The 21,975-nt window shown below is 42.2% G+C and carries 20 protein-coding genes; 16 read left to right on the top strand and 4 right to left on the bottom strand.

All coding sequences use genetic code 11. The features are described 5' to 3' along the window. Position 1: 1 nt before the first annotated feature. Genes METLIM_RS07820 through METLIM_RS07785 form a run of 8 tightly spaced genes read left to right on the top strand, consistent with a single transcriptional unit; the run spans position 2 to position 6,112 of the window. Complete coding sequence (locus METLIM_RS07820) at positions 2-349, top strand: sodium:proton antiporter (RefSeq protein ID WP_004077415.1); 348 nt, start codon at positions 2-4, stop codon at positions 347-349. Beyond that, positions 346-1,920, top strand: a complete 1,575-nt coding sequence (locus METLIM_RS07815; RefSeq protein WP_004077414.1) for a proton-conducting transporter transmembrane domain-containing protein — start codon at positions 346-348, stop codon at positions 1,918-1,920. Before METLIM_RS07820 ends, METLIM_RS07815 begins: the two co-directional genes overlap by 4 nt. Beyond that, positions 1,907-2,275 carry a hydrogenase gene (locus METLIM_RS07810; protein WP_245543510.1) on the top strand — a complete coding sequence of 123 codons (369 nt, stop codon included), beginning with the start codon at positions 1,907-1,909 and terminating at the stop codon, positions 2,273-2,275. The genes METLIM_RS07815 and METLIM_RS07810 overlap by 14 nt, the downstream gene beginning before the upstream one ends. Beyond that, on the top strand, positions 2,272-2,706 hold the full coding sequence (locus tag METLIM_RS07805) for an NADH-quinone oxidoreductase subunit B family protein (protein ID WP_004077412.1): 435 nt from the start codon (positions 2,272-2,274) through the stop codon (positions 2,704-2,706). The genes METLIM_RS07810 and METLIM_RS07805 overlap by 4 nt, the downstream gene beginning before the upstream one ends. After that, the gene (locus METLIM_RS07800; RefSeq protein WP_004077411.1) at positions 2,703-3,452 is read left to right on the top strand and encodes an NADH-quinone oxidoreductase subunit C; all 750 of its coding nucleotides are present in this window, start codon (positions 2,703-2,705) and stop codon (positions 3,450-3,452) included. Before METLIM_RS07805 ends, METLIM_RS07800 begins: the two co-directional genes overlap by 4 nt. Next, on the top strand, positions 3,445-4,686 hold the full coding sequence (locus METLIM_RS07795) for a hydrogenase large subunit (protein WP_004077410.1): 1,242 nt from the start codon (positions 3,445-3,447) through the stop codon (positions 4,684-4,686). Before METLIM_RS07800 ends, METLIM_RS07795 begins: the two co-directional genes overlap by 8 nt. Beyond that, positions 4,683-5,705, top strand: coding sequence for a respiratory chain complex I subunit 1 family protein (locus METLIM_RS07790; protein WP_004077409.1), 1,023 nt, complete (start codon positions 4,683-4,685; stop codon positions 5,703-5,705). Before METLIM_RS07795 ends, METLIM_RS07790 begins: the two co-directional genes overlap by 4 nt. A 2-nt stretch (positions 5,706-5,707) precedes the next feature. Next, a complete protein-coding gene (locus tag METLIM_RS07785; RefSeq protein WP_004077408.1) occupies positions 5,708-6,112 on the top strand; it encodes a 4Fe-4S dicluster domain-containing protein in 405 nt (134 codons plus the stop codon). 211 nt (positions 6,113-6,323) lie between these two features. Here METLIM_RS07785 and METLIM_RS07780 read toward each other — a convergent pair whose 3' ends face one another. After that, on the bottom strand, positions 6,324-7,595 hold the full coding sequence (locus METLIM_RS07780; protein ID WP_004077407.1) for a cation diffusion facilitator family transporter: 1,272 nt from the start codon (positions 7,593-7,595) through the stop codon (positions 6,324-6,326). Positions 7,596-7,807: 212 nt separating this feature from the next. On the opposite strand from METLIM_RS07780, the gene METLIM_RS07775 reads away from it, so the two are divergent. Next, a complete protein-coding gene (locus METLIM_RS07775; RefSeq protein ID WP_048146288.1) occupies positions 7,808-8,185 on the top strand; it encodes an HIT family protein in 378 nt (125 codons plus the stop codon). A gap of 71 nt (positions 8,186-8,256) precedes the next feature. Here the strand turns inward: METLIM_RS07775 and METLIM_RS07770 are convergent, their stop codons facing one another. The 3 genes from METLIM_RS07770 to METLIM_RS07760 all read right to left on the bottom strand — a co-directional run bounded on the left by METLIM_RS07770 (position 8,257) and on the right by METLIM_RS07760 (position 11,347). Then, positions 8,257-10,080 carry a DUF2207 domain-containing protein gene (locus METLIM_RS07770; RefSeq protein WP_004077405.1) on the bottom strand — a complete coding sequence of 608 codons (1,824 nt, stop codon included), beginning with the start codon at positions 10,078-10,080 and terminating at the stop codon, positions 8,257-8,259. A 14-nt stretch (positions 10,081-10,094) separates the two neighbouring features. Continuing rightward, positions 10,095-10,655, bottom strand: a complete 561-nt coding sequence (locus tag METLIM_RS07765) for a LemA family protein (RefSeq protein WP_004077404.1) — start codon at positions 10,653-10,655, stop codon at positions 10,095-10,097. A gap of 107 nt (positions 10,656-10,762) precedes the next feature. Further along, complete coding sequence (locus tag METLIM_RS07760; RefSeq protein WP_004077403.1) at positions 10,763-11,347, bottom strand: flavodoxin family protein; 585 nt, start codon at positions 11,345-11,347, stop codon at positions 10,763-10,765. Between the two features lie 272 nt (positions 11,348-11,619). On the opposite strand from METLIM_RS07760, the gene METLIM_RS07755 reads away from it, so the two are divergent. From METLIM_RS07755 to pglX (METLIM_RS07725), 7 genes are all read left to right on the top strand, one after another. Continuing rightward, a complete protein-coding gene (locus METLIM_RS07755) occupies positions 11,620-12,198 on the top strand; it encodes a DUF1788 domain-containing protein (RefSeq protein WP_004077402.1) in 579 nt (192 codons plus the stop codon). Between the two features lie 17 nt (positions 12,199-12,215). After that, positions 12,216-15,758 (top strand): BREX system P-loop protein BrxC, encoded by a 3,543-nt coding sequence (gene brxC, locus METLIM_RS07750; RefSeq protein ID WP_004077401.1) that lies wholly within the window; start codon positions 12,216-12,218, stop codon positions 15,756-15,758. 2 nt (positions 15,759-15,760) lie between these two features. After that, a complete protein-coding gene (gene pglX, locus METLIM_RS07745) occupies positions 15,761-17,596 on the top strand; it encodes a BREX-1 system adenine-specific DNA-methyltransferase PglX (protein WP_004077400.1) in 1,836 nt (611 codons plus the stop codon). A gap of 80 nt (positions 17,597-17,676) precedes the next feature. Beyond that, the gene (locus METLIM_RS07740; RefSeq protein ID WP_004077399.1) at positions 17,677-17,982 is read left to right on the top strand and encodes a hypothetical protein; all 306 of its coding nucleotides are present in this window, start codon (positions 17,677-17,679) and stop codon (positions 17,980-17,982) included. Next, positions 17,979-18,608 (top strand): Fic family protein, encoded by a 630-nt coding sequence (locus METLIM_RS17060; RefSeq protein ID WP_004077398.1) that lies wholly within the window; start codon positions 17,979-17,981, stop codon positions 18,606-18,608. Before METLIM_RS07740 ends, METLIM_RS17060 begins: the two co-directional genes overlap by 4 nt. Continuing rightward, entirely contained in the window at positions 18,595-19,938 is a 1,344-nt protein-coding gene (locus METLIM_RS07730) for a PDDEXK nuclease domain-containing protein (protein ID WP_004077397.1), read from the top strand. Before METLIM_RS17060 ends, METLIM_RS07730 begins: the two co-directional genes overlap by 14 nt. Before the next feature lie 82 nt (positions 19,939-20,020). Beyond that, on the top strand, positions 20,021-21,787 hold the full coding sequence (pglX, locus tag METLIM_RS07725) for a BREX-1 system adenine-specific DNA-methyltransferase PglX (protein ID WP_004077396.1): 1,767 nt from the start codon (positions 20,021-20,023) through the stop codon (positions 21,785-21,787). The last annotated feature ends 188 nt before the right edge of the window (positions 21,788-21,975 follow it).

Below are 21,975 nucleotides of genomic sequence, written 5' to 3'. Positions count from 1 at the left end.
TATGATTCTTCAGAATTTTCCGTATTTTGCAGCCGGAATTATTATCATTATCGGGATTGTGATAATGGTCACTCAAAAAAAACTGATAAAAATTATTATGGGGCTGGCACTGGCGGAAGCGGGTGTTAATCTGTTTCTGGTTTCAACGGGATACATATACGGATCTTCTGCACCTATATTTACCAATGCAGAACCGGGCACAATGTCATACCCGGTTGTCCAGGCGATGACGCTTACAAATATTGTAATCGGGATTGCAACAACCGCTCTTCTTCTGTCATTTGTGATAATAATATACAAAAAATACGGCACTGCCGATGTCGATGAGGTAAGGAGGCTTCGGGGATGATTCCGGCAGTGATTATGGACAATCTCCCTGCACTTCTTATTGCAGTGCCTCTGATTGGCGCATTTACAGTACCCATTGCAGGCAGGTTCAGTGATTCTTTAAGATCTCTCTGGTTTATTCTGATAAGTCTTGCAACTCTTGCTGTAGCATTACTCCTGACATACGAGGTTCTCTCCTTTGGAACTGTAGTCTATACATTTGGTGCATCCAGCCCTTCCCTTACAGTTCCTCAGGATTCAGGCGGAATTCCATTCAGGATTATTTTTACTGTTGATGCAATGAGTGCCTTTATGGCAGTATCTGCATCTATAGTTGGTTTTACCGTTGCTCTGTATTCAATAGTATCAGATTCGGGACTTTCCATAAAAGATAACTATTTTGCACTTATTCTTCTGATGCAGGCCGGAATTTTAGGCATGGTCTGTACTGGAGATCTGTTTAACTTCTTTGTATTTCTGGAGATAAACTCACTTGCAGGAGCTGCCCTTGTTGCCTGCAGGGTTGATAAAGGGGTTGCAGTCGAGGCCGGACTTAAATATGCAGTATTATCAACTCTGAGCTGCCTCATGATTCTCTTCGCTGTCGGGCTTTTCTATGGGCAGTATGACGCACTCAATATGGCAGTAATTGCAGATAATATACAGTACGGGATGCTGGATAAAATTGCACTTGTGCTGATGGTTGCTGCACTTGCGATGAAATCCGGTGCAGTGCCTATGCACTTCTGGACACCTGACGGCTATTCTATGGCACCTTCATCTGCAACTGCATTTCTGGTTGTTGCAAGCCAGGCAAGCCTTTACGGACTCTTCAGGGTTATCTTTACTATATATAATATAACGCTCAACTGGGCCCTTTTAGGCTGGATAATAATTATAACCGGAATTTTATCAATGGTTATAGGTGTCACAATGGCTATCCCGCAGAAAGATGTAAAGAGGCTTATGGCCTACCATGCAGTATCGCAAACAGGATATATGCTCCTTGGAGTTGGTGTTGGCCTTGCAGTACTTGGTGATGACATAATGATGAATAATATCGGGATAACTGCTATAGAAGGAGGAATATTCCATATCATCAACCATGCAATTTATGCGAGTCTGCTCTTTCTAACCGCAGGTGCAGTCTTTTACAGGACGAGGACAAGAAATATGAATAAACTCGGCGGTCTTGGGCACAATATGAAGTGGACCATGCTATTTTTTATTATAGGTGCACTGGCAATTGCCGGAATTCCGCCTTTAAACGGTTTTTCATCAAAACTTCTGATTTATAAGTCTATCTTCGTGTTTAATCCGGTACTATCTATAATTGTAATGATAGTGTCGGTTCTGACACTTGCGTCCTTTGTAAAGGTATTTCATTCAATCTTTATGGGGCCTAAACTTCCCGAGTATGAAAATGTCAGGGAAGTTCCACGTCCTATGCTGATTGGAATGGGTATTCTTGCATTACTTATATTTTTCTTTGGAGTATATCCGCAGGCAGTGGTAGATGTTCTGATTACACCCGCAACAAATGCCCTTGTAAATCAGGACGGATACATATCGGCAGTTCTTGGAGGTAGCTGAAATGGTCCTGCCCGAGACACTGTATACGGAATATGGTGCCTGGAGTCCGTTATACTGGATTATCGGATTTATAGTCGCGCTTATAATATCCTGGATTTTCCTTTTGATGGGTGAATCAGACTACAAGAGTTATACAGAACAGGTAAAACCATATCTGTCAGGCAATGCCGAACCGGATAAAGGTGATGTACACATCCGTGCCGGAAATATGTACTGGGGTTTTACAAAAGCACTTAAAAGATATTATGATATTCTTATTCCGGTTCATACCGGAATTTTGACTGATTATATTCTCTGGTTTCTCGGAGCTATGGCCCTTATAATGGTAATTATTCTTGGAGGCGATCTGTTATGAGGCTTTCAGAATCGTTTAACAGGTCACTGTGGTTATTTCACTTCAATTCCGGATCGTGCAATGGTTGTGATATTGAGATAATTGCAACCCTGATGCCCAGATATGACCCAGAGAGGTTTGGAATGAAGCTTGTAGGGTCACCAAGGCATGCCGATGTCCTTCTTGTTACAGGGCCGGTAGTTCATGCAATGGCAGACCGGCTCAGAAGAGTCTATCTTCAGATGGCTGATCCGAAGGTTGTAATCTGCATCGGTTCCTGCGGGCAGTCAGGAGGGGTTTTTTTTGATTCCTACAACCTTGACGGCCCTGTCGGTGATGTTATTCCGGTTGATATATATGTGCCCGGATGTGCACCGCGGCCCGAAGCAATAATTGACGGTGTTGTGAAAGCGATATCAAAACTTGAGAGGCTTGAGGGGGAGAAGAGATGACTGCAGCTAAGAGGATAGTTCTGGATATTTCAGAGGTTGAAGAGAGACTTAAGAGTTCACTTGGCAGAAAGGTAATATCCTCTGAAGTAAAGATTCACGCCGAAGGAAGGGCAGGAAAGAGGAATGAATCCCTCTGGATGAAAATCGAAAGGGAAGTAATACATGATGCTGTCAGAGAGGTAATTGACATTGACTTTCCCCATCTTGGAGTGATCTCTGCTGTTGACGCCGGAGATGAGATAGAACTGATCTACCATTTCTACATATTTTTTGGTCTTTACGGGTCTGAAAAAGCGATTTACTTTACTGTACCGGTACCCAAAAAGGATCCGGTCATCCCCACAATCTCAGATCTCATTCCCGGGGCGGTATATACAGAAAGAGAGAAGCAGGAGATGATCGGGATTACAGTTGAAGGTATTCCTGACAGACGCAGGCTCTTTCTCCCCCCTGATTTTCCTGAAGATGTATATCCCTGGAGAAAGGATGAATGTGGCATTCCTGATTCAATGATAAAAAACCTCTGGAAATCAGAGAGACCCACAGGCAGGCCAAATCCTCCTGTAAAGCCAAAGGAGAAGAAAAAAACGGGTTCTACGAGAGATGGAAAAGATGGAAATAATTCCGGAAAGGAAAATGATTCCCCGTTAAAAGCAGATGAAACTGAAGGCTCAAAGCCGGCAGGTGAGAAATCCGGAGAAAATAATAACTCATCTGAAAGACAGCAGGTGAACAAAAATGAGTGACCCTTCAAAAAGACCCACATATAATATCCCGATTGGCCCGACACACCCATCACTGAAAGAACCGGTTCATTTCACATTTAAGATGAACGGTGAGGTTATTGAAGATCTGGATTTTGAGCCGGGTAAGGTGCACAGGGGTATCGAATGGATGGGCATGCGCAGAAATCCGGTTCAGATCGTTCACCTGACTGACAGGATATGCGGGATCTGCGGAGTGTCGCACACCCTCTCTTTTGCAAAGGCAGTCGAGCAGATCGCTGGCATTGAAGTTCCGGAGAGGGCACATTATATCAGGACTATCCTTGCCGAGTTTGAGAGGATACAGTCACATATACTCTGGGCCGGAGTTGCTGCACATGAACTTGGCTTTGACACACTCTTCAATCTGGCATGGCGTGTGAGGGAGGAGTCTATGGACCTTCTGGAACTCATCACCGGAAACAGGATCAATTACGGGATTGTTCAGGTAGGAGGCGTCAGAAGGGACATTGAACCGCACAAATATCAAAGAATTGAAGAAGGACTTTCATATTATGAGAATCTGCTTGACAAACTGCTGAAATTATTTCTGCATGATAAGTCTATCACTGTCAGGTGCAGGCACTGCGGGATTCTTACATACAAAGCAGCCCTTGAGTTGTGCACCGTAGGCCCGACTGCCCGTGCAAGCGGTGTCAGTATGGATGTCAGGGCCGATTCGCCTTATGCAGCCTATGGAGATGTGAAATTTGATGTTATACTGCCGGATGTGTACACTGATAAAATAACCGGGGATGTGTATGACAGAATTGTTGTCCGGCTGCTTGAGGTCGGTCAGTCTGTTTCGATTATCCGGCAGTGCATCTCACAGATGGAGGACGGGTCGGTTTTGTGGGAAGAAAAAATGCCAAAACTGCTTGCGGCCTGCAAAAAAGCAGAAGGAGAAGCGGTTGGAAGGGTTGAAGCACCCAGAGGAGAATGCCTGCATTATGTACGGATGCAGAAGGCTGACGCACCATATTCGTGGAAGGTCAAGGCTTCAACGTACTCCAATCAGATGTCATGGCTTGAGATTCTCCGTGGCGAACAGATTGCAGATATTCCAATAATAATTGCCTCAATTGATCCCTGCATGTCATGCACAGACAGAATTACGGTTGTCAGGAATACAGATTGTGGTATGGGAAGTAAAATGCTCACCAAATCAGAACTTCATAAAATGTCTGTTGAAAAGACACGGAGGATTTTGGGATGAGTTTTATCTCCGGAATCCTGACTGCGGCTCTTGGCACTGTGGCCATTGCAGTTTTTGGAATTGTTGCCGGGCTGCTCCTCCTTGGAATTGACAGAAAATTTGCCGCACACATGCAGGCAAGAGTCGGCCCTCCATTAAGGCAACCGTTCATAGATGTTGCAAAACTTTTCTGCAAGGATAACATCGTCCCGGAGAGTGCGGTCCCGTCAATATTCAATGTTGCACCTGTTATAGCTCTGGCATCCTCAATAACCATTTTACTTTATATTCCGGTGGGGAGTACTGCACCTCTGCTTGGTAAATTCGGAGATATCATTCTTGTTATGTACCTGCTTAATGTGCCTGCTCTTGCAATGATTGCCGGTGGGTTCTCATCCGGTTCTCCATATGCGACAATCGGAGCACAGCGGGAAATGATAACTATGATTGCATATGAACTTCCCCTGATAATTGTAGTCATTACAGTTGCCTGGAGGCTCTCGGCTGCCGGATTATCTGATCCCTTCTCTCTGGGTGTGATTTCGGGAGTAACATCCAAAATTATAATCTGGGATGTGCTCGGCCCTGTGGGAATTGTTGGCTGTATACTTTTTATGCTGATTCTTGTATTTGTAACTCCGGCCGAACTTTCAAGAGTGCCCTGTGATACTCCGGAAGCTGAAACTGAACTATGTGGAGGGCTTTTGGTTGAATATTCCGGGAGAAACCTTGCATTATTTTATCTTGCCGGGGGCGTTAAGACATTAGCAATGCTGGCCCTTATTGTAGCAGTGTTTCTGCCCTGGAATCTGTCATGGTTTATTTCACTGCCTACGATGATTGCTCCGGTTGTTGACCTTTTATTTTACTTTCTAAAACTGGTTGTGGTTCTCTTTTTCTCAGTAACTTTAATCAGGGTGAGCATGGCAAGATTCAGAATAAACCATTTGGTTTCGTTTTACTGGATATACATCACTCTAATCGGTCTCTTTGCGCTGTTCCTCGTCGGAATTGATGCTTTTATTCTGGAGGGTGTTTAAGTATGAAATTTATGCCCACGGTTGCAGAGGTGTTAAGACAGGTTATCAAAAAGCCGGCAACAAACCTTTTCCCCGCAAAATATCTGCCAAAGTCAGTTAACGGATTTTTATCAGATGTATCCGAAGGGAAGGCACGAATAAATCCGGCAGTTAATACTCCGGATAACTACAGGGGTAAAATTATATATGACCATGACATCTGCATAGGCTGTAAAATATGCACAAGAGTCTGCCCCGCTCATGCAATAGAATTCATTGATGATACAAGAACCATCAGAATTTATGTGACTCAGTGCATATTCTGCGGACAGTGCAATGATGTATGTCCGGTAAAATGCCTGCATATGTCAGATGAATTCCTCCTGGCAAATGAGAACAGGTACGCTGAAGATCTGATTGTGGAATAATAGTCCTGCAATTAAGAACCGAAACAGCATATTCTTTTAATGCACGGACGCCCTTTCAGGAATTATCAGAGTATAACTGAGAGAATTTTGGAAAGTGTACCTTCATTGCAACAGGCATTCACTAATTTTACAGCAGTCTGTCTGCACACAGACGATATATATGATATTCAGGTAATGAGCGTAATTTTTCATAAGATATATTCTCCATTATTCAGTCTGTTTTATCTCCGGTGAGGGCGGCAGGATCACTCCCCTTATCCATCATTAGTTCACTCTTAATCTCTTTAATCAGATCTCCAGTATGATCGGCTCCTGTCAGTTTCACCAGAATTCCGGCAGACTCAAATACATATTCAGCCGATTTTCCTGCAAGCGGCTGTTTTGAATATATGACATCCGGCTTGCAGGTTAAGAGAAATTCCGCAGAACGGATCCCTTTCTGTCTTTCCAGGCCGACCACAGGATTGGATATTGTCTCCTTTCGCATAAGTTTTGCATCTTTGATACTGAATTCCAGAATTGTGAAATACGGGGCTTCTCCAAAGTGAGGACAGATTTTCCCTTCCGGATTTTCTGTCGGGACGGCATATCTCAGGTGTAATTTCTCTTTTGGTTCGTAATGGATAACAACCCTCTCAACATTTGGAACAATTTCATTGATTTTTAATTCTATCCTTTCGCTTGCATTATGAGCCTCTGAAAGATCTAATCTCTTCATATTGACAGTTGCTTCAACAAAGATGAAACGCCCGGAATTTCTTGCAGTTAGATCTTTTATTCCAGTCACCATTGGGTCTGATAATATTGCAGATTTGATCCTGTCCCTTGTATCATAATCTATTGACGCATCAAGCAGGGTTCTCATACTGTCTTTTAGTATCTCCCACCCGGAATATGCAATGAAAAATGCCACTATTGCAGCTGCAATGCTGTCCACCGGAATTCCAAAGTACTGGGCAAAGAGTGCAGAGAATACCACTGATGTTGAGAGTACATCAACGATATGCTGTTTTCCGTCTGCTATCAGACCAGGAGAGTTGTATTTTCTACCCATCCGGACTTCATATCTGCCAAGAATATATGGAACGGAGATCAGCGCAGCAACTGCAAAGAGCACCCAACCGCTGAATGATACAGTAGTATCTCCTCCGGATACAGCCTCAGTAAGTATCTCCCAGGCTGTCAGGAATACGAGGAAGGCAATAATCACAGAGACCAGATTTTCAATTTTGTACAGTCCGTACGGATAATTTTCTCTCTTGAGACATGAGAGCCAGATACCGGCAATAAGTGCAATTGAAGCAAGAACGTCTATGAATGAATGTATAGCATCTGCTTCAAGTGCAAGGCTGCCTGATACCCATGAGAGGTACAGTTTTACAATTACAAGCATTGTATTGACTATAAGTGAATACCATGCCACCCTTCTGACAATTGAGTCCTCAGCTTTCCGGTCTAAATTTCCGGTAATTTCTTCCTCCATATTTCTGCCTGCAATTATTATTTTTTCAGATAATCTCTGTTTATTTGATTCTTAATTCAGAGAACTGCTTTATGAGACAATATCGTGATAATTATCCTGCCTTAATCTCAATAAATAATATCGGATTTGGTATTGTTAATTTATTCCCTAAATTTTATGAATCAGAGATAAATTCTAACCGGAAAGTTCCAAATCCGGATGAGGTATTCTTTATGAGTAAGTTGATATGCCCTTTTTGTTCACCGGAAGAAAAAGATATTGTTTTTAAAAATTCACTGTGGTATGCAAGATGGGATGATTATCCCGCAAGTCCGGGGCATCTTCTGATCATTCCCTTACGTCATTGTGTGGATTATTTTGTACTGACTGGTGCTGAGATAAAAAAACTTCCTGAGATGATAATTCAGGCAAAAGAAATTCTTGATGAGAAGTTTTCACCCGGAGGATACAATATTGTCACAAATGTCGGTGAGGCTGCTGAGCAGACAGTTATGCACTGCCATATCCATATAATCCCTCGCTATTATGATAAACCGGACTTTCCTACGGGCGGGATTAAAAAAATAGTATTCAATAAAAAGAAATTCTGAGCAGAAACATATGATTAAAAATATTATTTTTAGTCAATCCCGCAGAAGTTCATATAATAGACACATTATAATTATCTTCCGCCGGCGCCACCACCGCCAAAACCTCCTCCGGCACCAAATCCCCCTCCGCTTCCGCCCTGCGAAGGCGGCGTGAATGTGCTTATGGAGTAAAATCCTGCATACCAGAGATAGTGGGGATAGAAGTACCCGGACTCAGATATGTTTATATTGAGTTCCTTCATCGCCTTTTCGACATTTTTGCCTGCGCCGAGTGCAGTGCCGTAGATGAGCCATTCGCCCCACATATTGATGTCGTCAGGACTGTATTTCTTTATCTGGCTTAAGTCGGAGAGGAAATTTTTGAATGAGTCCCATTCAAGCTTCTCTTTGTAGTAATCCTCTTTCCAGTTTCCAAATACTGTGGAAGGAAATACCATTGCCACCACTGCCTGGACAATCATCACTATTCCAAGGAATATTGCTATGAAGATCATTCCTGCCGCATCTTCGGCAAATACAAAGAGGGCAACTGCCAGCAGAATGTAAATTATTCCTCCGATTATGAAGGGCAGAAGAAGGCCCCTTCCGTCTGTTGCATATTTTCCGGATATGGACTGATCAGAACCACTGGTGAGTGACTGGAGGTTCTCCTTTACTGCGAGGGCCAGATGTTCATCGGCCGATGAATGTTTTGCACTCTTTGCAATGCTCTCAAAGTATTCTGTATCGAGAATATTGTCATCTCCGGAATAAAGGGAGACAAAGTTTAAGACATTCTGTTCATATCTGTCCGGACTTTCAGGATCAAGAAGTTCTATCAGGATGCCTTTCTTATCCGGCTTTTCACTCATCCGGAGTTTTTTCTGCTTATGGAGAGAGAGTAGGGTTGCATAAAAGCCGTTCTCGTCAGATTCAAAGGCATCTTTGCTGAATACGAGGTTTACCTGCCAGGGAGTAAGTTTTTTGTTCGGAATTGTGCTCAGGTATTCCGGGACTGTAAACTTTTTTTCCCGCCCCGATTTAAGGTAGAGCAGTACAAATAAAAACGGCGTCAGGATAACGAGTATCTTTCCGATTAGCAGTAAAATATCTGCAAGGAAAAATCCAATGCTGTAACTGTCATTTGCAGATTCTGTCTTCTCTTTTACTCCGGAGATCTGCCTCTTGTATCCTTTAAGTGACTGTAATGCCTCCGGATTCATCAGGAATTCAGTCTCTATTATTTCATCCTCTGGTGAACTTCCGGTGATGACTACCCTGCCATCTTCCTTTTCGATATTGTATGAAGGTGGATGTGTGAATACTTCGGTTATGTCATCCGATTCAAGAACAATTTTTACATTTTTATAGGGAATATGCTCACTTGCAAACATCAGGTTTACATGGACTGCTTCATCGTCATATTCGATTGGAGGGTAGATGTTGTATGTATATTCAACCTCATATTTTCCAGGCTCAAAGTAATTGAGGTTTAAGATTCCGGCCTCGTTTTCGTACGCTTTGTCTGTTACAAATGATTTTGCCTGAGAATCTTTGCCGATTATATACACTGCACCGGACTTTGTTTTGACATATCCAACGGTTCCATCCGGCGCTCTGACTCCGGTGAGTTCTATATATCCGCTGTTCTGTATTTCATCCGGGTTTTCTGACCATGTAAGCGGAGCTGCCCAGACTCTGTACAGCATGCGGTATTCTCCGGATGACTGTACGTTATAGACATATTTTTCAGTCAGGGTACCGTCTTCACTCCAGGTGACTTCATAGGATTCGGCTGTGAGATCTCCTCCAAAGTCTGCCGGCAGTGACTGGAATGCCCCTGCAATGATTATAGAAAATAGGCCGATTAAAAGGGTTGCAGTTATAATTACTGCAATCTGTTTCTTTTCATCCATTATGGTTTACCCATTCAGAATTTTATTTCCGGAGCTTTTTCAAGGTTTTCGTCCGCAAATTCAAGGTAATCTAGCTTCTGCATGTGGATCATGTTTCCGATTATGTTTGACGGGATTGTCTCAAGCATGGTGTTGAACTGCTGTGAGATGTTGTTGTACGTATATCTCTGCCTTGCAATCTCATCTTCAATATCCTTTATTGATGACATAAGTTCCTGCACTGTCTGTGATGTCTTGAGATCAGGGTAATTTTCCATCACTGCAAAGAGCCTGCCGAGAACTGATCTTGATTCAGCCTCGATTTTGTTCAGATCTCCTGCACCTGCGCTGCCTACGCTGCTTCTCATCTTTGTTACAGATTCAAGTGTTGATTTCTCAAATTCTGCATAGCTTTTAACTGAGCCGAGAAGCTGTGAGATCATGTCAAGACGCTTTTTCATAGCGACTTTGATCTGTCCGAGTGTTGCCTCTGATGAGTTTTTAAGGCTGAAGTATCTGTTGTAGATGCTTACTGACCACAGTATGAGCACTATTACAACCAGTATGATGACTCCGCCGATAATTAGTCCTAACATTTTTAATCCTCGTGTTTTTTTGTATTAGTTCAGTTTTAATTCAGTTTATATTAATTTATATGATGATCCGGGTATTCTAAACGATCAGAAGTATTTATCCGGAGAATTCATTTCATCTCTGATAGCTTAATTCCGGCAGAGTGCACCTTCCGGATGAGATCATCATCACGGAGCACTGATCCTTTTTCAAAATAGCCGCGTATTGCCATTTTATCAGTAATATTGTATCCAAGGGCCTCAAGCGGCCTTGACATGGCATCTATTGCAAAATCATTCTCTTTTGGATCAATCTGTTCACAGACTGAAAAGACGAGTGCTTCCCTCTTTTTATCCTGAAGCCGTGAGCTGTATCTGCCAGGCCTTTTGCCATGAAATGTATAGTAAGGATATAATCTGTCAATAAATGTCTTAATGAGGCTTGTTATGTTGTAGTTGTACACCGGAGAACCGGTGATTAATATGTCTGCTTCCTCTACTTTGGGGTAGATCAGATTCATTCCGTCATTGAACTGTGAGCAGGTCAATGATTTTCTGCATTTTTCGCACCCAATGCATGAATTTAGGGTATAGTCACGCAGGAACAGGATTTCAGTTTCCATGCCGGAATTTTCTGCACCGCGGAGGATCTCTTTCAGGATTATATCAGTATTGCCACCTTTTCTCGGACTGCCACTGATGCCAAGTACTTTCATGAGTATTCTGTTTTTCCGGGAAGGTTGATATAATTATTTTGTAATTGTGATTTACAGTTTCTAAAATCCAACAGCAGGTATTCTGTGAATTTTCAGATTTCAGAACCTGTAATTCGGGTATTAATTTTACCGGAATTTCATGATAGTATAAAACTCCGGCCAGTGGATGGAGAAATCAGTTGTACCACATTTCCGGATCAAAACCGATTCTTTTTAAATGTAGATCGTTCAATAAAATATTATATTACCACATTTATCAGGATATATATAACATGAATATTGAGAGCCGGATTGAACTGCTGAAAAAAGAGATCATTAAGGATGATTTTCTACAGGGGCGGGGACTTGGCAACGAAGTTCCTTTCTGGATTTTTGATTACCCGCCTGAGAGTGAACTGCTTATCCGGCATTCAATGGAGAAGATCGGAGATATACTGGATAACAATTCCATTGGCTATATTGAGATTGATCTCTATGAGATGTGCCTTGAGACGATAAACAAAAAGATCAGACCGGAAAAACTGATTGATTTTGAAGCAAAGAAAGGTTCTGATGAACTGCTTAAAAAACTTAAAATTATTCTGAAACCCGATACCGTCAAACAGATTCTAAAAGAAAGAATTGAATCTGACGGCAATGTGAAGATAATATTTCTGACAGGAATCGGCAAGGCCTGGCCACTGATACGTTCACATTCAATTCTCAATAACTTACAGCCGGTAACAGGCAATATTCCTCTTGTGGCATTTTATCCTGGGGAATACAGAAATTATGAATTAAGCCTGTTCGGAAGATTTAAGGATGCCAATTACTACCGGGCATTCAGAATGATAAACGAAAATACTGCCTGATTGCGGGGATTACAGTCATGGATACAAAAATAGAGGATTTATTCTATAACGATATTAAAAGGGAGATTAACGGAGTAATCAAGGTTGATCAGGATGATGAAGAGAATGTATATACTGAACTTAATGAGTATGTTGTAACAAAGGAGTCACTAAAACATATTGACACCTTTTTTGATAGATTTTTAAAGTCAGTCACAACTCCGACTGACAAAATCGGGACATGGATCTCCGGAGATTTTGGTTCAGGAAAATCCCATTTTCTGAAGACATTATCTTACCTGCTTGAAAATAAGACAGTCCGAGGTAAAAGCGCACCTGAATTCTTTGAAGATAAAATTTCTGACCCGGAGATACTGAATACAATTGATAAAGCTGTAAATTCCGGAACAAAAGATGTAATATTATTCAATATTGATTCAAAATCCGGGGAGACCTCTGAGAGAATTGTTGACATTATGATGAGAGTCTTCAATGAAAAGAGGGGTTATTTCGGAGATGTATTCTGGATTGCGGAACTTGAGGAAGATCTCGACAAAAAAGGCCTTTTTGGTAACTTTAAAGAGGAAATTCTGAAAATTAACGGGAATTGCTGGGAAGAGATACGGAAAAGTTACGCCTTTGAACAGGACGATATTATTGAGGCACTCACAAACTGCGGTTTTCAGAGCAGGGAAGCCTGTGAGAGAATGTTTGAATCTGACGGGCAGAATTACAGGATTACTCCGGAATCTTTTGCAAAGGATATTGAGAGATACTGTAAATCAAAAGGAAGAGATCATAAGATAATATTTCTCATTGATGAAATCGGGCAGTATATCGGAGATGACAGCCAGCTTATGCTCAATCTTCAGTCCGTTGCTGAGGAATTCGGAACAATATTAAAAGGGCGTGCCTGGATAATTGTCACATCCCAGGTAAATATTGAAGCCACTATTAAAAGAGTAAAGGATAATGACAAAAAGCAGGACTTTTCAAAAATTCAGGCCCGTTTTGATACCCGGCTCAGCCTGTCCAGTGCAAATGTCGATGAAGTGATTAAGAAGAGGATTCTGAAGAAGAAGGCCGGAGATGAGGAGATGCTCTCCCTGTATTATGAAGAGAAGAAGATAATCCTGAAAAACCTGATCTCCTTCTCGCAGGGCAGTGCTGAGATGAAAAATTACAGGCAGGCAGAAGACTTCATTTCAGTGTACCCGTTTGTCCCCTACCAGTTCAGCGTCCTGCAGAAGGTATTTGAAAAGATACGCACCACCGGTTTTACCGGCAAGCATCTTGCAAAGGGCGAGCGCTCAATGCTCAACGCATACAAAGAATCGGCTGAGAAATACGGCAGCAATTCTGTCGGAACGCTGATTCCTTTTTATTCATTCTATGATACCATAGAGAGTTTTCTTGATCCGATTATTATAAAAACGGTCAGGCAGGCGGATGAGAACGATAATCTTGAGGAGTTTGACTGCCGGATAATCAAGACCCTCTTTATGATCCGGCATGTTAAGGAATTGCAGCCGAATCTGGACAATATAGTGGTGCTCTCACTCACAGATATTGATGAGGATAAATTAGAGCTGAGGGAGAAGGTTGCGCAGTCCCTCAACCGGCTTGAAAGAGAGACCCTGATAAGCAAATCCGGGGATACTTTCCATTTTCTGACAAATGAAGAGCAGGAGATAAGCCGTGAGATAAAGGATGTGCATATTGAGGAACGCAAGATTACCAATGAGATTTATGAAGAGATTTTCAGTTCCGGAAATATATGCCCAAAAGCCATTGGCGATTATAAATTCAGCAGGACTGTGGACGATATTGTCAAAAATATTTCCGGGGCTGATCTGACTGTTAAATTCTTAACTCCGCTCTCTGATGAAATTTCAAGGGGCAGCGGACAGCATACGCTTGACGGTTCAAATTTAAGCAATATTGATTCAAAGGATACTCTGCTCTTTGTTTTTCCGGAAGATAGCAGATTTATATCACATATTGAAAGTTACCTTCAGATTCAGAAATACTTAAAGCAGAGCAGCTCCACCAGGGATGACGAACAGATTCAGGAGATTCTCTTTGCAAAGAGGCGCGAGGCAGAGAGACTTAAAGAGCTGTCTCTTACCGGGATATCTGACGGTGTGAGAGAGTCACGAATCTTTATTGACGGCAGGGAAGTAACCACCATTGAATCCAAAAATCCTAAGGAGATGATTAAAGAGGGTTATGAGAAGCTTGTTGAGAATGTGTACAGCAAGTCGGATTATGTCACACGGAATTTTGAGTCTGAGAACGAAATCCTCAGTCTTCTCCGGTCTGATGACCTTGAGCGGTACGGTGCAGGGAGGTCAGATACAAATAAACTTGCCCTTGAAGAGGTGCTGAATTATATTGCCGTAAAGTATGAGAAGAAAAATTCTGTCCTTCTGAGTGAGTTGAAGGAATATTTCATGAAAAAGCCGTACGGCTGGAGCAGTATGACTGTCTCCGGACTTCTTGCAGTGCTTTTCATGAGTGAGGATATCAAACTGAGGCATCAGAAGAGATATCTCGCATCCGATACTGCGGAGATGACAAAATATCTTGCAAGAAAAGAGTACTCTGACAAAGTGATTCTGGAAATCCGGAAGAAGACCGGAGCTGAGACTGTCAGCAATGTTAAATCTGTTCTGATGGATGTCTTTGATAAAGCTGTGGTTTCGGATAAGGAAAATGATCTCTTTGAATCCGCAAAGGAGATCTTTGATGAGCAGAGGGGGCTGTTGTCACAGATAATGGGGAAATATTCTGTGGAAGAGAGATATCCGGGCAGAAAGGCGATTGAGGATTATAACAATCTGTTATCTTCACTTTCCGGGGTGTCTGATCCGCAGACCTTTCTGCGAAAAGTTTCTGATGAGATGGGTGAGATTGAGGAGCTGCATAGCAGAGCAGGGCCTGTCATCCGGTTTTTTGAGGGGAAGCAGTCAGAAATATTCGGGAGAATTCTTGGGAAGTATGAAAATTACCGGAGGAATGAGCAGTTTCTGGATGAGGATGCCAGAAGAAGCCTCTCAGAGACGGAGAGGATATTATCTCTCGATGAGCCTTATCCGGAGATAAAGAGGCTTTCAGGTCTTGAGGCCCGGATTGAATCATCGCTTGCTGAATCGGTTGAGAATCTGAAAGAGGAATTCAGGGAAGAGCTTGAATCCTATAAGAGTAAGCTGAACGGGGAGTTTACATATGAGGATTATCCGGACCGCGGCAGTAATCCGGTAAATGATGCCTTCTCTTATTCACAGAATAAGGTTGAGGGATCAGATGACTGCTCTCTGATTAAGCTTGAAACCGGAAGGCTTGCAGAACTGTATAAAAAGGCTTTCAGGGAGACTGAGGAGAAGAGGAAGAGTCTGAAATCTGTGCAGGAGGATTTCACATATGAGTCTGAGAAGAGAGATGTTGAGATCATTAATAAGACTTCAGTTTTCAGGACTGAGAAGATAATTGAGACTGAGGGTGACCTTGAAGATTATCTCTCTGCTGTCCGGAGTAAGTTAAAGGAAATTCTGAAGAAGAACAGCATTCAGGTGATCTGAGCATGGATAAAGCTAAGGTACTGGCATTTTCCGGAACACTCCGGAATAGTCTTTTAGAGGAGACTAAGAAGCGTGCCGCCCATTTTGGCATTTTTCCGGGTGAGACGTTAGAGGTTGAGAGGGAGTTTGAGGATTCGGTTATAATCGGCGGGAAGATCTTCAGTGTAAAGATTAAAAAGCAGAGGGAAGTTTTAGTCAGGGAGATCAGGCAGAAGGGCTATATGCAGGTTATTGAGGAGATCACTTATATCTGGTTTAACCGTTTTGTTGCCATCCGGTTTATGGAGGCGAACGGGTATATGCCTGTCAGGGTTTTTTCTTCAAAGGATGAGGGGAGGAATGAACCGGAAATTTTAACGAAGGCCCTCAATCTTAAATTTCTGCACCTTGACCGGGATTATGTGCTGGATCTGAAGTCTGAAGGTGAGGATGAGGAGTTATACAGGTATCTGATAATGAGGCTGTGTAATTACCTGCATATTACAATGCCCTTTATGTTTGAGAATATTGAGGATTATTCTGAGCTTCTGTTTCCTGAAAGGCTGCTTCATACCGATTCCCTGCTTGGCTGCCTGAATGATATCATCAGTGAGGATGACTGGAGGGAGGCTGAGATCATCGGCTGGATTTATCAGGATTATATTGCTGATAAGAAGGATGAGCTGATGAAGGCGAAGAAGGCTTATGCACCGAATCAGATTCCGGCTGTGACACAGCTTTTTACTCCGAAGTGGATTGTGCAGTACCTGGTTGAGAATTCGCTTGGCCGCCTCTGGATGCTTAACCGTCCGGATTCAGGGCTTTGTGAAGAGATGGAGTATTATATTATTCCGGAGGAGAAGGAGAAGGATTTTCTCCGGATCTTTTCTCCGGAGGAGATTAAGGTCTGTGATCCGGCCTGTGGTTCGGGGCATATGCTGGTGTATGCCTTTGATCTTCTCTGCTCCATATATGAGGAGGAGGGTTACTCAGAGTCTGAAATTCCGGAGATTATCCTGAAGAATAATCTCTATGGCATTGAGATTGACGGGCGTGCAGGTTCTCTTGCGGCTTTTGCCCTGGTTATGAAGGCAAGGAAGAGGAATAAGAAGTTCTTTGACAGCCCGGTTCAGCCAAATATCTGTGTCCTTGAAAATATTGAGTTTGATGATGAAGAGCTTAAAGATTATATGGCTTCAGTGGGAAACAATCTCTTCTCCACCGGACTAAAAGAGACTCTTCTTCAGTTTAAGGAGACTGACAATTTCGGATCACTCATCCGCCCGGCTGCAACGGGAACAGATCCCTCTGAAACACTCCGGATGCTTAAGGAGAAGAATCTCTCATCCTCTCTTACTCTGTTTGCCACCCATAAAAAGGTCAAAAGAGCACTTGAGCAGGCTGATTATCTGAGCCGGAAGTATCATGTGGTTGTTGCCAATCCGCCATATATGGGCAATAAGGGCATGAATAGCGACCTAAAAAAGTTTGCAAAGGACAATTATCCGGAGAGCAAATCAGATCTCTTTGCCATGTTTATTGAACGGAATCTTGATCTCTCCGTGAAGAAAGGGCTTATTGCTATGATTACCATGCAGAGCTGGATGTTTTTATCGTCATATGAAAAACTGCGGGACAGAATTTTAGACAATGAAACTATCCTTACTATGGCGCATCTCGGTCCGAGAGCTTTTGACAGTATTGGCGGAGAAGTAGTTTCAACAACTGCATTTGTCATTGAGAATAATCATAAGCCGGATTATAAAGGTGCATACATACGGCTTGTTGATGGCAGAAATGAAGACGAGAAAAAAAGATCTCTTCGTGAGGCAGTTGTTCAGTCCGGGAAAATAATTTAGAGATATGGTGATCTTATGACTTATCAGGAATCATTCTGCAAACTCCGATTCTGTCACCCGGAATTATATGGGGCAGAAATATGAGCAATACTGACAGAAAACCGATCAGAAACAGCAAAGCCGAATTTCTGATCTTCACTTCAGAGAGTGGCGAAGAATCGATTGAGGTCAGGTATGAGGATGAAACAATATGGCTCAGCCAGAAGATGATGGCTGTACTCTTTGATGTGACAACTCCGACAATAAATAAACACCTGAAAAATATCTACCGGAGCGGGGAACTGAAACATGAGGCAACTATTAGGAAATTCCGAATAGTTCAGGACAGGCTGTATGAGAGTGACTCTGACCGGATGCTGAAAGAGACAAAACTGCCGGAAGAATGAAACCCTATAACCAGACATTTGGACAATACAAAACTAATTTCGACCCAGTTACCGACCCAGTCACCGACCCAGTCACCGACCCAGTCACCGACCCAGTCACCGACTCGGTTACCGACCCAGTCACCGACTCGGTTACCGAACAAGTAAGAAGGCTTATGATCTGCCTTGATGAAAAACCTCTGAGTGTAAAAGATGCAATGGACTGTCCTGGACTGAACCACCGCCCTACATTTATGTACGATTATCTGAAACCGGCAATAAAAGGTGGTTTTGTTGAGATGACACAGCCAGAGTTACGGCCAGAGTCACAGCCAGAGTCACAAGAACAAGTAACCGAACAAGTAACCGAACAAGTAACCGAACAAGTAACCGAACAAGTAACCGAACAAGTAACCGAACAAGTAACCGAACAAGTAACCGAACAAGTAACCGAACAAGTAACCGAACAAGTAACCGAACAAGTAACCGAACAAGTAACCGAACAAGTAAGAAGGCTTATGATCTGCCTCAGGGAAAAATCACCGAGCGTTAAAGATGCAATGGGCTGTCCTGGACTGAACCACCGCCCTACATTTATGTATGATTACCTGAAGAAACAGGGGATAAGATCAAATGACTTTGTATGAAGGAAATAACAGGGATAACTCTTCTGAAGAGAACAATAACAGCAGTAATACTTTATTTTCCCGTGTTGCCTCCATAATTGAGCAGGCAAGAACAAACACAGTCCGGGCCGTCAATTCCAATATGGTTCTTTGTTACTGGTTTATCGGCAGGGAGATTGTCGAAGAGGTACAGGAAGGAAAGGAGAGGGCCGAATACGGCAGACAGGTACTTGAAGAACTTTCAGACAACCTGAACAGACAGTACGGAAAAGGATTTTCAAAAGCAAATCTCAGGTTATTCAGGCAGTTCTATATGACATATCCTGATCGTATGCCGGATAACCCGGAATATGATGATTATGAAAATAACCTGGCATCTTCTTCCAAAAGTTCTGCCACAACCTCAATTAGTAATTCTGATGAAGATGATGGGACCGACAAATTTAAATCATATGAATTTGCTACCCAACGGGTAGCGAATTCAGATAGTCCATTAAATAAGGACAAAACAGAAAAAAATACTTCAAATGTGGGTTTTAATCCACAACTTGGATGGTCGCATTACCGGGCATTAATGCGGGTAAAAAAACCTGAAGCACGACTCTTCTATAAACAGGAAGCCGCAGAGTGTACCTGGGATAAGCGAACACTGGAACGGCATATTCACTCACAATATTACGAGCGTATGCTGAAAAGTCAGCATCCGGAAAAGATGCAGGAAGATATGCGTAATTCCGGCTGTGAAATCTCAAAATCAACAGCAAAATCCAGAGCATCTTCAGCACTTAGCTCAGAAGTTATGCCCATATCCACAGCAATAGCCATAGATTCATTAAAAGATCCATATGTCCTGGAATTTCTTGATCTGCCGGAAACTCCGGACCTCCGTGAAAGTCATCTGGAATCTGCAATCATTACACACCTTCAGTCTTTTTTAATGGAACTTGGCAAAGGTTTTGCATTTGTCGGAAGACAGAAGAGAATGAGGTTTGATGATACTGATCTCTATGTCGATCTCGTCTTTTACAACTGCATCCTGAAGTGCTACCTGTTAATTGATCTCAAGATGGGAGATATCTCATACAGGGATGTCGGGCAGATGGACGGTTATGTGAGGATGTTTGACGATCTCTGCATAGCAGAAGATGACAACCCAACAATCGGCCTTATTCTCTGCACCGGCAAAAACGATGCAGTAGCCAGGTACTCAGTCCTGAGCGAGAGAAAACAGATCTTTGCCTCAAAATATATGCTCTATCTCCCGACAGAAGAAGAGCTTGCAGCCGAAATTCTGAGAAAGCGCCGGATGATTGAGGATAGATTAAACGAAAACGGACCAAACGAAGAATAACCAGGCAAAGAAAAAAGTGAATCCAAGGAAAAAAGAATCAAAGGAAATATGAATAAAATAAAGCCAGCCGGAGAAATCAATCATGACATCTGAAAATAAAATAATAGCAGAATCGGAATCCAAATCCAGATCCAGCAACCCTGTCCCGAACTTCTACCGGGCCTCTGCCGAGGATTTCAGGAAAATTCCCGGGAGTCCCATTGCATACTCTTTGAGCAATAATATTAGAAATATTTTTTGTGCAAAACCACCATTAGGGAATATCGTTCCAACAAGGGTAGGTCTGATGACTTCGGATAATGACAAATTCATGAGATTTTTTTGGGAAGTCACCTTAAATTCAATCTGTTTTAATGCACTAAATAAAGAAGAGGTATTTAGAAGTAAAAAAAAGTGGGTTCCACATAATAAAGGAGGGCAATTTCGTAAATGGTCAGGCAACCAAGAATATTTATTGTCATATGATAAAAAAAGCAGAGACCTTTTAAAAAGAATTGGTAACCACTTACCTTCTGAAAAATTATATTTCAAACCAGCAGTATCTTGGTCAGAAATAACCTCAAGTAGTACAGCTTTTAGATATTACCCCAATGGTTTTACTTTCAATATTAAAGGCATGTGTGCATTTCCTGACTTAAAATGTACAATTGAGCAAATATTAGTATTAGGTAATTGTAAATTCACAAATCATATCATCAAAATTATAAATCCTACAATTAGTTTTGGAGCAGGTAACTTTAATTCTCTACCATCAGCGTTTATTGAAAATAGCAAAATTGAAGAAAATGCCCAATCCTTAATTTGTTATGCAAAAAACGACTGGGACTCCTATGAAACGTCATGGGACTTTGAAAATTTGCCTTTGCTCAGAGCGGAATTTAAGTGTCTGACTGTTGAGGAATCTTATTCGCGGGTTCGTGCACACTGGCAGGAGATGACTGATGAGATGCAGAAACTTGAGGAGGAGAATAACAGGATTTTTATTGAGGCATATGGTCTTGAGGATGAACTGACTCCGGATGTTCCTCTGTCTGAGATTACGTTAACCTGCAATCCATACTACAGGTACAAAGGAGATAAGTCTGAAGAAGAACTTGAGGCACTGCTGCTTGCTGATACGATGAAGGAACTCATATCATATGCAGTCGGGTGCATGTTCGGGCGGTATTCTGTCGATAAGCCGGGCCTTATTCTTGCAAATCAGGGAGAGGCCATAAAGGATTATCTTGAAAAAGTCCCTGTGCCGTCATTCATGCCGGATGATGACAATATCATCCCTGTTCTGGATGATGAATACTTCACAGATGACATTGTGACAAGGTTTAAGGAATTCTTAAAAGTTGCATTCGGACCGGAAAATCTGTCACAGAATTTTGATTTCATTGCCGGAGGACTGTCCGGAAAGGGCAGTCTTAATCAGGCTCATGGCTCCGGTTCAGGATCAGCATCATCTGAGAGTGTTATCCGGAATTACTTCATCAAAGACTTTTACAGAGACCATCTCAAAAGATACAAAAAGAGGCCGATATACTGGATGTTCTCATCCGGAAAGAGTCAGGGATTCAATGCCCTCATTTACATGCACAGATATGATAAATCCACTCTGGCAAAGATGAGGACAGACTATCTCCTTGAACTTGAATCAAAACTGATTTCAGAGAGAGGAATGCTTTCAGATACTTCAGCAGGCAATAAGAAGAGAATAGATAAGATAAATAAACAGATTGCTGAAATAAAAGAATATGACGAACTCCTGAACAACAGGGCACTGGCAATGATTGAAATTGACCTTGATGACGGGGTTGCAGTAAACTACGCCGGATTTGAAGGACTGGTACAGAAGATCTGAACGTCCGGCGGAAAATTCAGGACAAAAATATAATTCCGCTGAATAAGGAAAATAAACAAAATCAGAATATATGAATATATAAAAACATCAATCGGGGAAACAGACAGAATCAGAACATATGAATCAGAATAACAAGCAGAATCAGAATATATAAACATCAGTCAGGGAAACAGACAAAATCAGAATAT

The organism is Methanoplanus limicola DSM 2279 (assembly GCF_000243255.1).
Classification (GTDB): Archaea; Halobacteriota; Methanomicrobia; order Methanomicrobiales; family Methanomicrobiaceae; genus Methanoplanus; species Methanoplanus limicola.
The sequence above is the reverse complement of the archived record's forward strand: the minus strand, read 5'-3'. Positions and strand labels throughout refer to the sequence as shown.

What these genes read in the sequence shown, in the direction of transcription:
- METLIM_RS07790 (WP_004077409.1), top strand. Translation starts at nt 4,683, where the DNA reads ATGAGTTTTATCTCCGGAATCCTGACTGCGGCTCTTGGCACTGTGGCC.
- METLIM_RS07785 (WP_004077408.1), top strand. Translation starts at nt 5,708, where the DNA reads ATGAAATTTATGCCCACGGTTGCAGAGGTGTTAAGACAGGTTATCAAA.
- METLIM_RS07780 (WP_004077407.1), bottom strand. Translation starts at nt 7,595, where the DNA reads ATGGAGGAAGAAATTACCGGAAATTTAGACCGGAAAGCTGAGGACTCA.
- METLIM_RS07805 (WP_004077412.1), top strand. Translation starts at nt 2,272, where the DNA reads ATGAGGCTTTCAGAATCGTTTAACAGGTCACTGTGGTTATTTCACTTC.
- pglX (WP_004077396.1), top strand. Translation starts at nt 20,021, where the DNA reads ATGACATCTGAAAATAAAATAATAGCAGAATCGGAATCCAAATCCAGA.
- METLIM_RS07815 (WP_004077414.1), top strand. Translation starts at nt 346, where the DNA reads ATGATTCCGGCAGTGATTATGGACAATCTCCCTGCACTTCTTATTGCA.
- brxC (WP_004077401.1), top strand. Translation starts at nt 12,216, where the DNA reads ATGGATACAAAAATAGAGGATTTATTCTATAACGATATTAAAAGGGAG.
- pglX (WP_004077400.1), top strand. Translation starts at nt 15,761, where the DNA reads ATGGATAAAGCTAAGGTACTGGCATTTTCCGGAACACTCCGGAATAGT.
- METLIM_RS07755 (WP_004077402.1), top strand. Translation starts at nt 11,620, where the DNA reads ATGAATATTGAGAGCCGGATTGAACTGCTGAAAAAAGAGATCATTAAG.
- METLIM_RS07770 (WP_004077405.1), bottom strand. Translation starts at nt 10,080, where the DNA reads ATGGATGAAAAGAAACAGATTGCAGTAATTATAACTGCAACCCTTTTA.
- METLIM_RS17060 (WP_004077398.1), top strand. Translation starts at nt 17,979, where the DNA reads ATGAAACCCTATAACCAGACATTTGGACAATACAAAACTAATTTCGAC.
- METLIM_RS07795 (WP_004077410.1), top strand. Translation starts at nt 3,445, where the DNA reads ATGAGTGACCCTTCAAAAAGACCCACATATAATATCCCGATTGGCCCG.
- METLIM_RS07800 (WP_004077411.1), top strand. Translation starts at nt 2,703, where the DNA reads ATGACTGCAGCTAAGAGGATAGTTCTGGATATTTCAGAGGTTGAAGAG.
- METLIM_RS07730 (WP_004077397.1), top strand. Translation starts at nt 18,595, where the DNA reads ATGACTTTGTATGAAGGAAATAACAGGGATAACTCTTCTGAAGAGAAC.
- METLIM_RS07820 (WP_004077415.1), top strand. Translation starts at nt 2, where the DNA reads ATGATTCTTCAGAATTTTCCGTATTTTGCAGCCGGAATTATTATCATT.
- METLIM_RS07740 (WP_004077399.1), top strand. Translation starts at nt 17,677, where the DNA reads ATGAGCAATACTGACAGAAAACCGATCAGAAACAGCAAAGCCGAATTT.
- METLIM_RS07760 (WP_004077403.1), bottom strand. Translation starts at nt 11,347, where the DNA reads ATGAAAGTACTTGGCATCAGTGGCAGTCCGAGAAAAGGTGGCAATACT.
- METLIM_RS07765 (WP_004077404.1), bottom strand. Translation starts at nt 10,655, where the DNA reads ATGTTAGGACTAATTATCGGCGGAGTCATCATACTGGTTGTAATAGTG.
- METLIM_RS07775 (WP_048146288.1), top strand. Translation starts at nt 7,808, where the DNA reads ATGAGTAAGTTGATATGCCCTTTTTGTTCACCGGAAGAAAAAGATATT.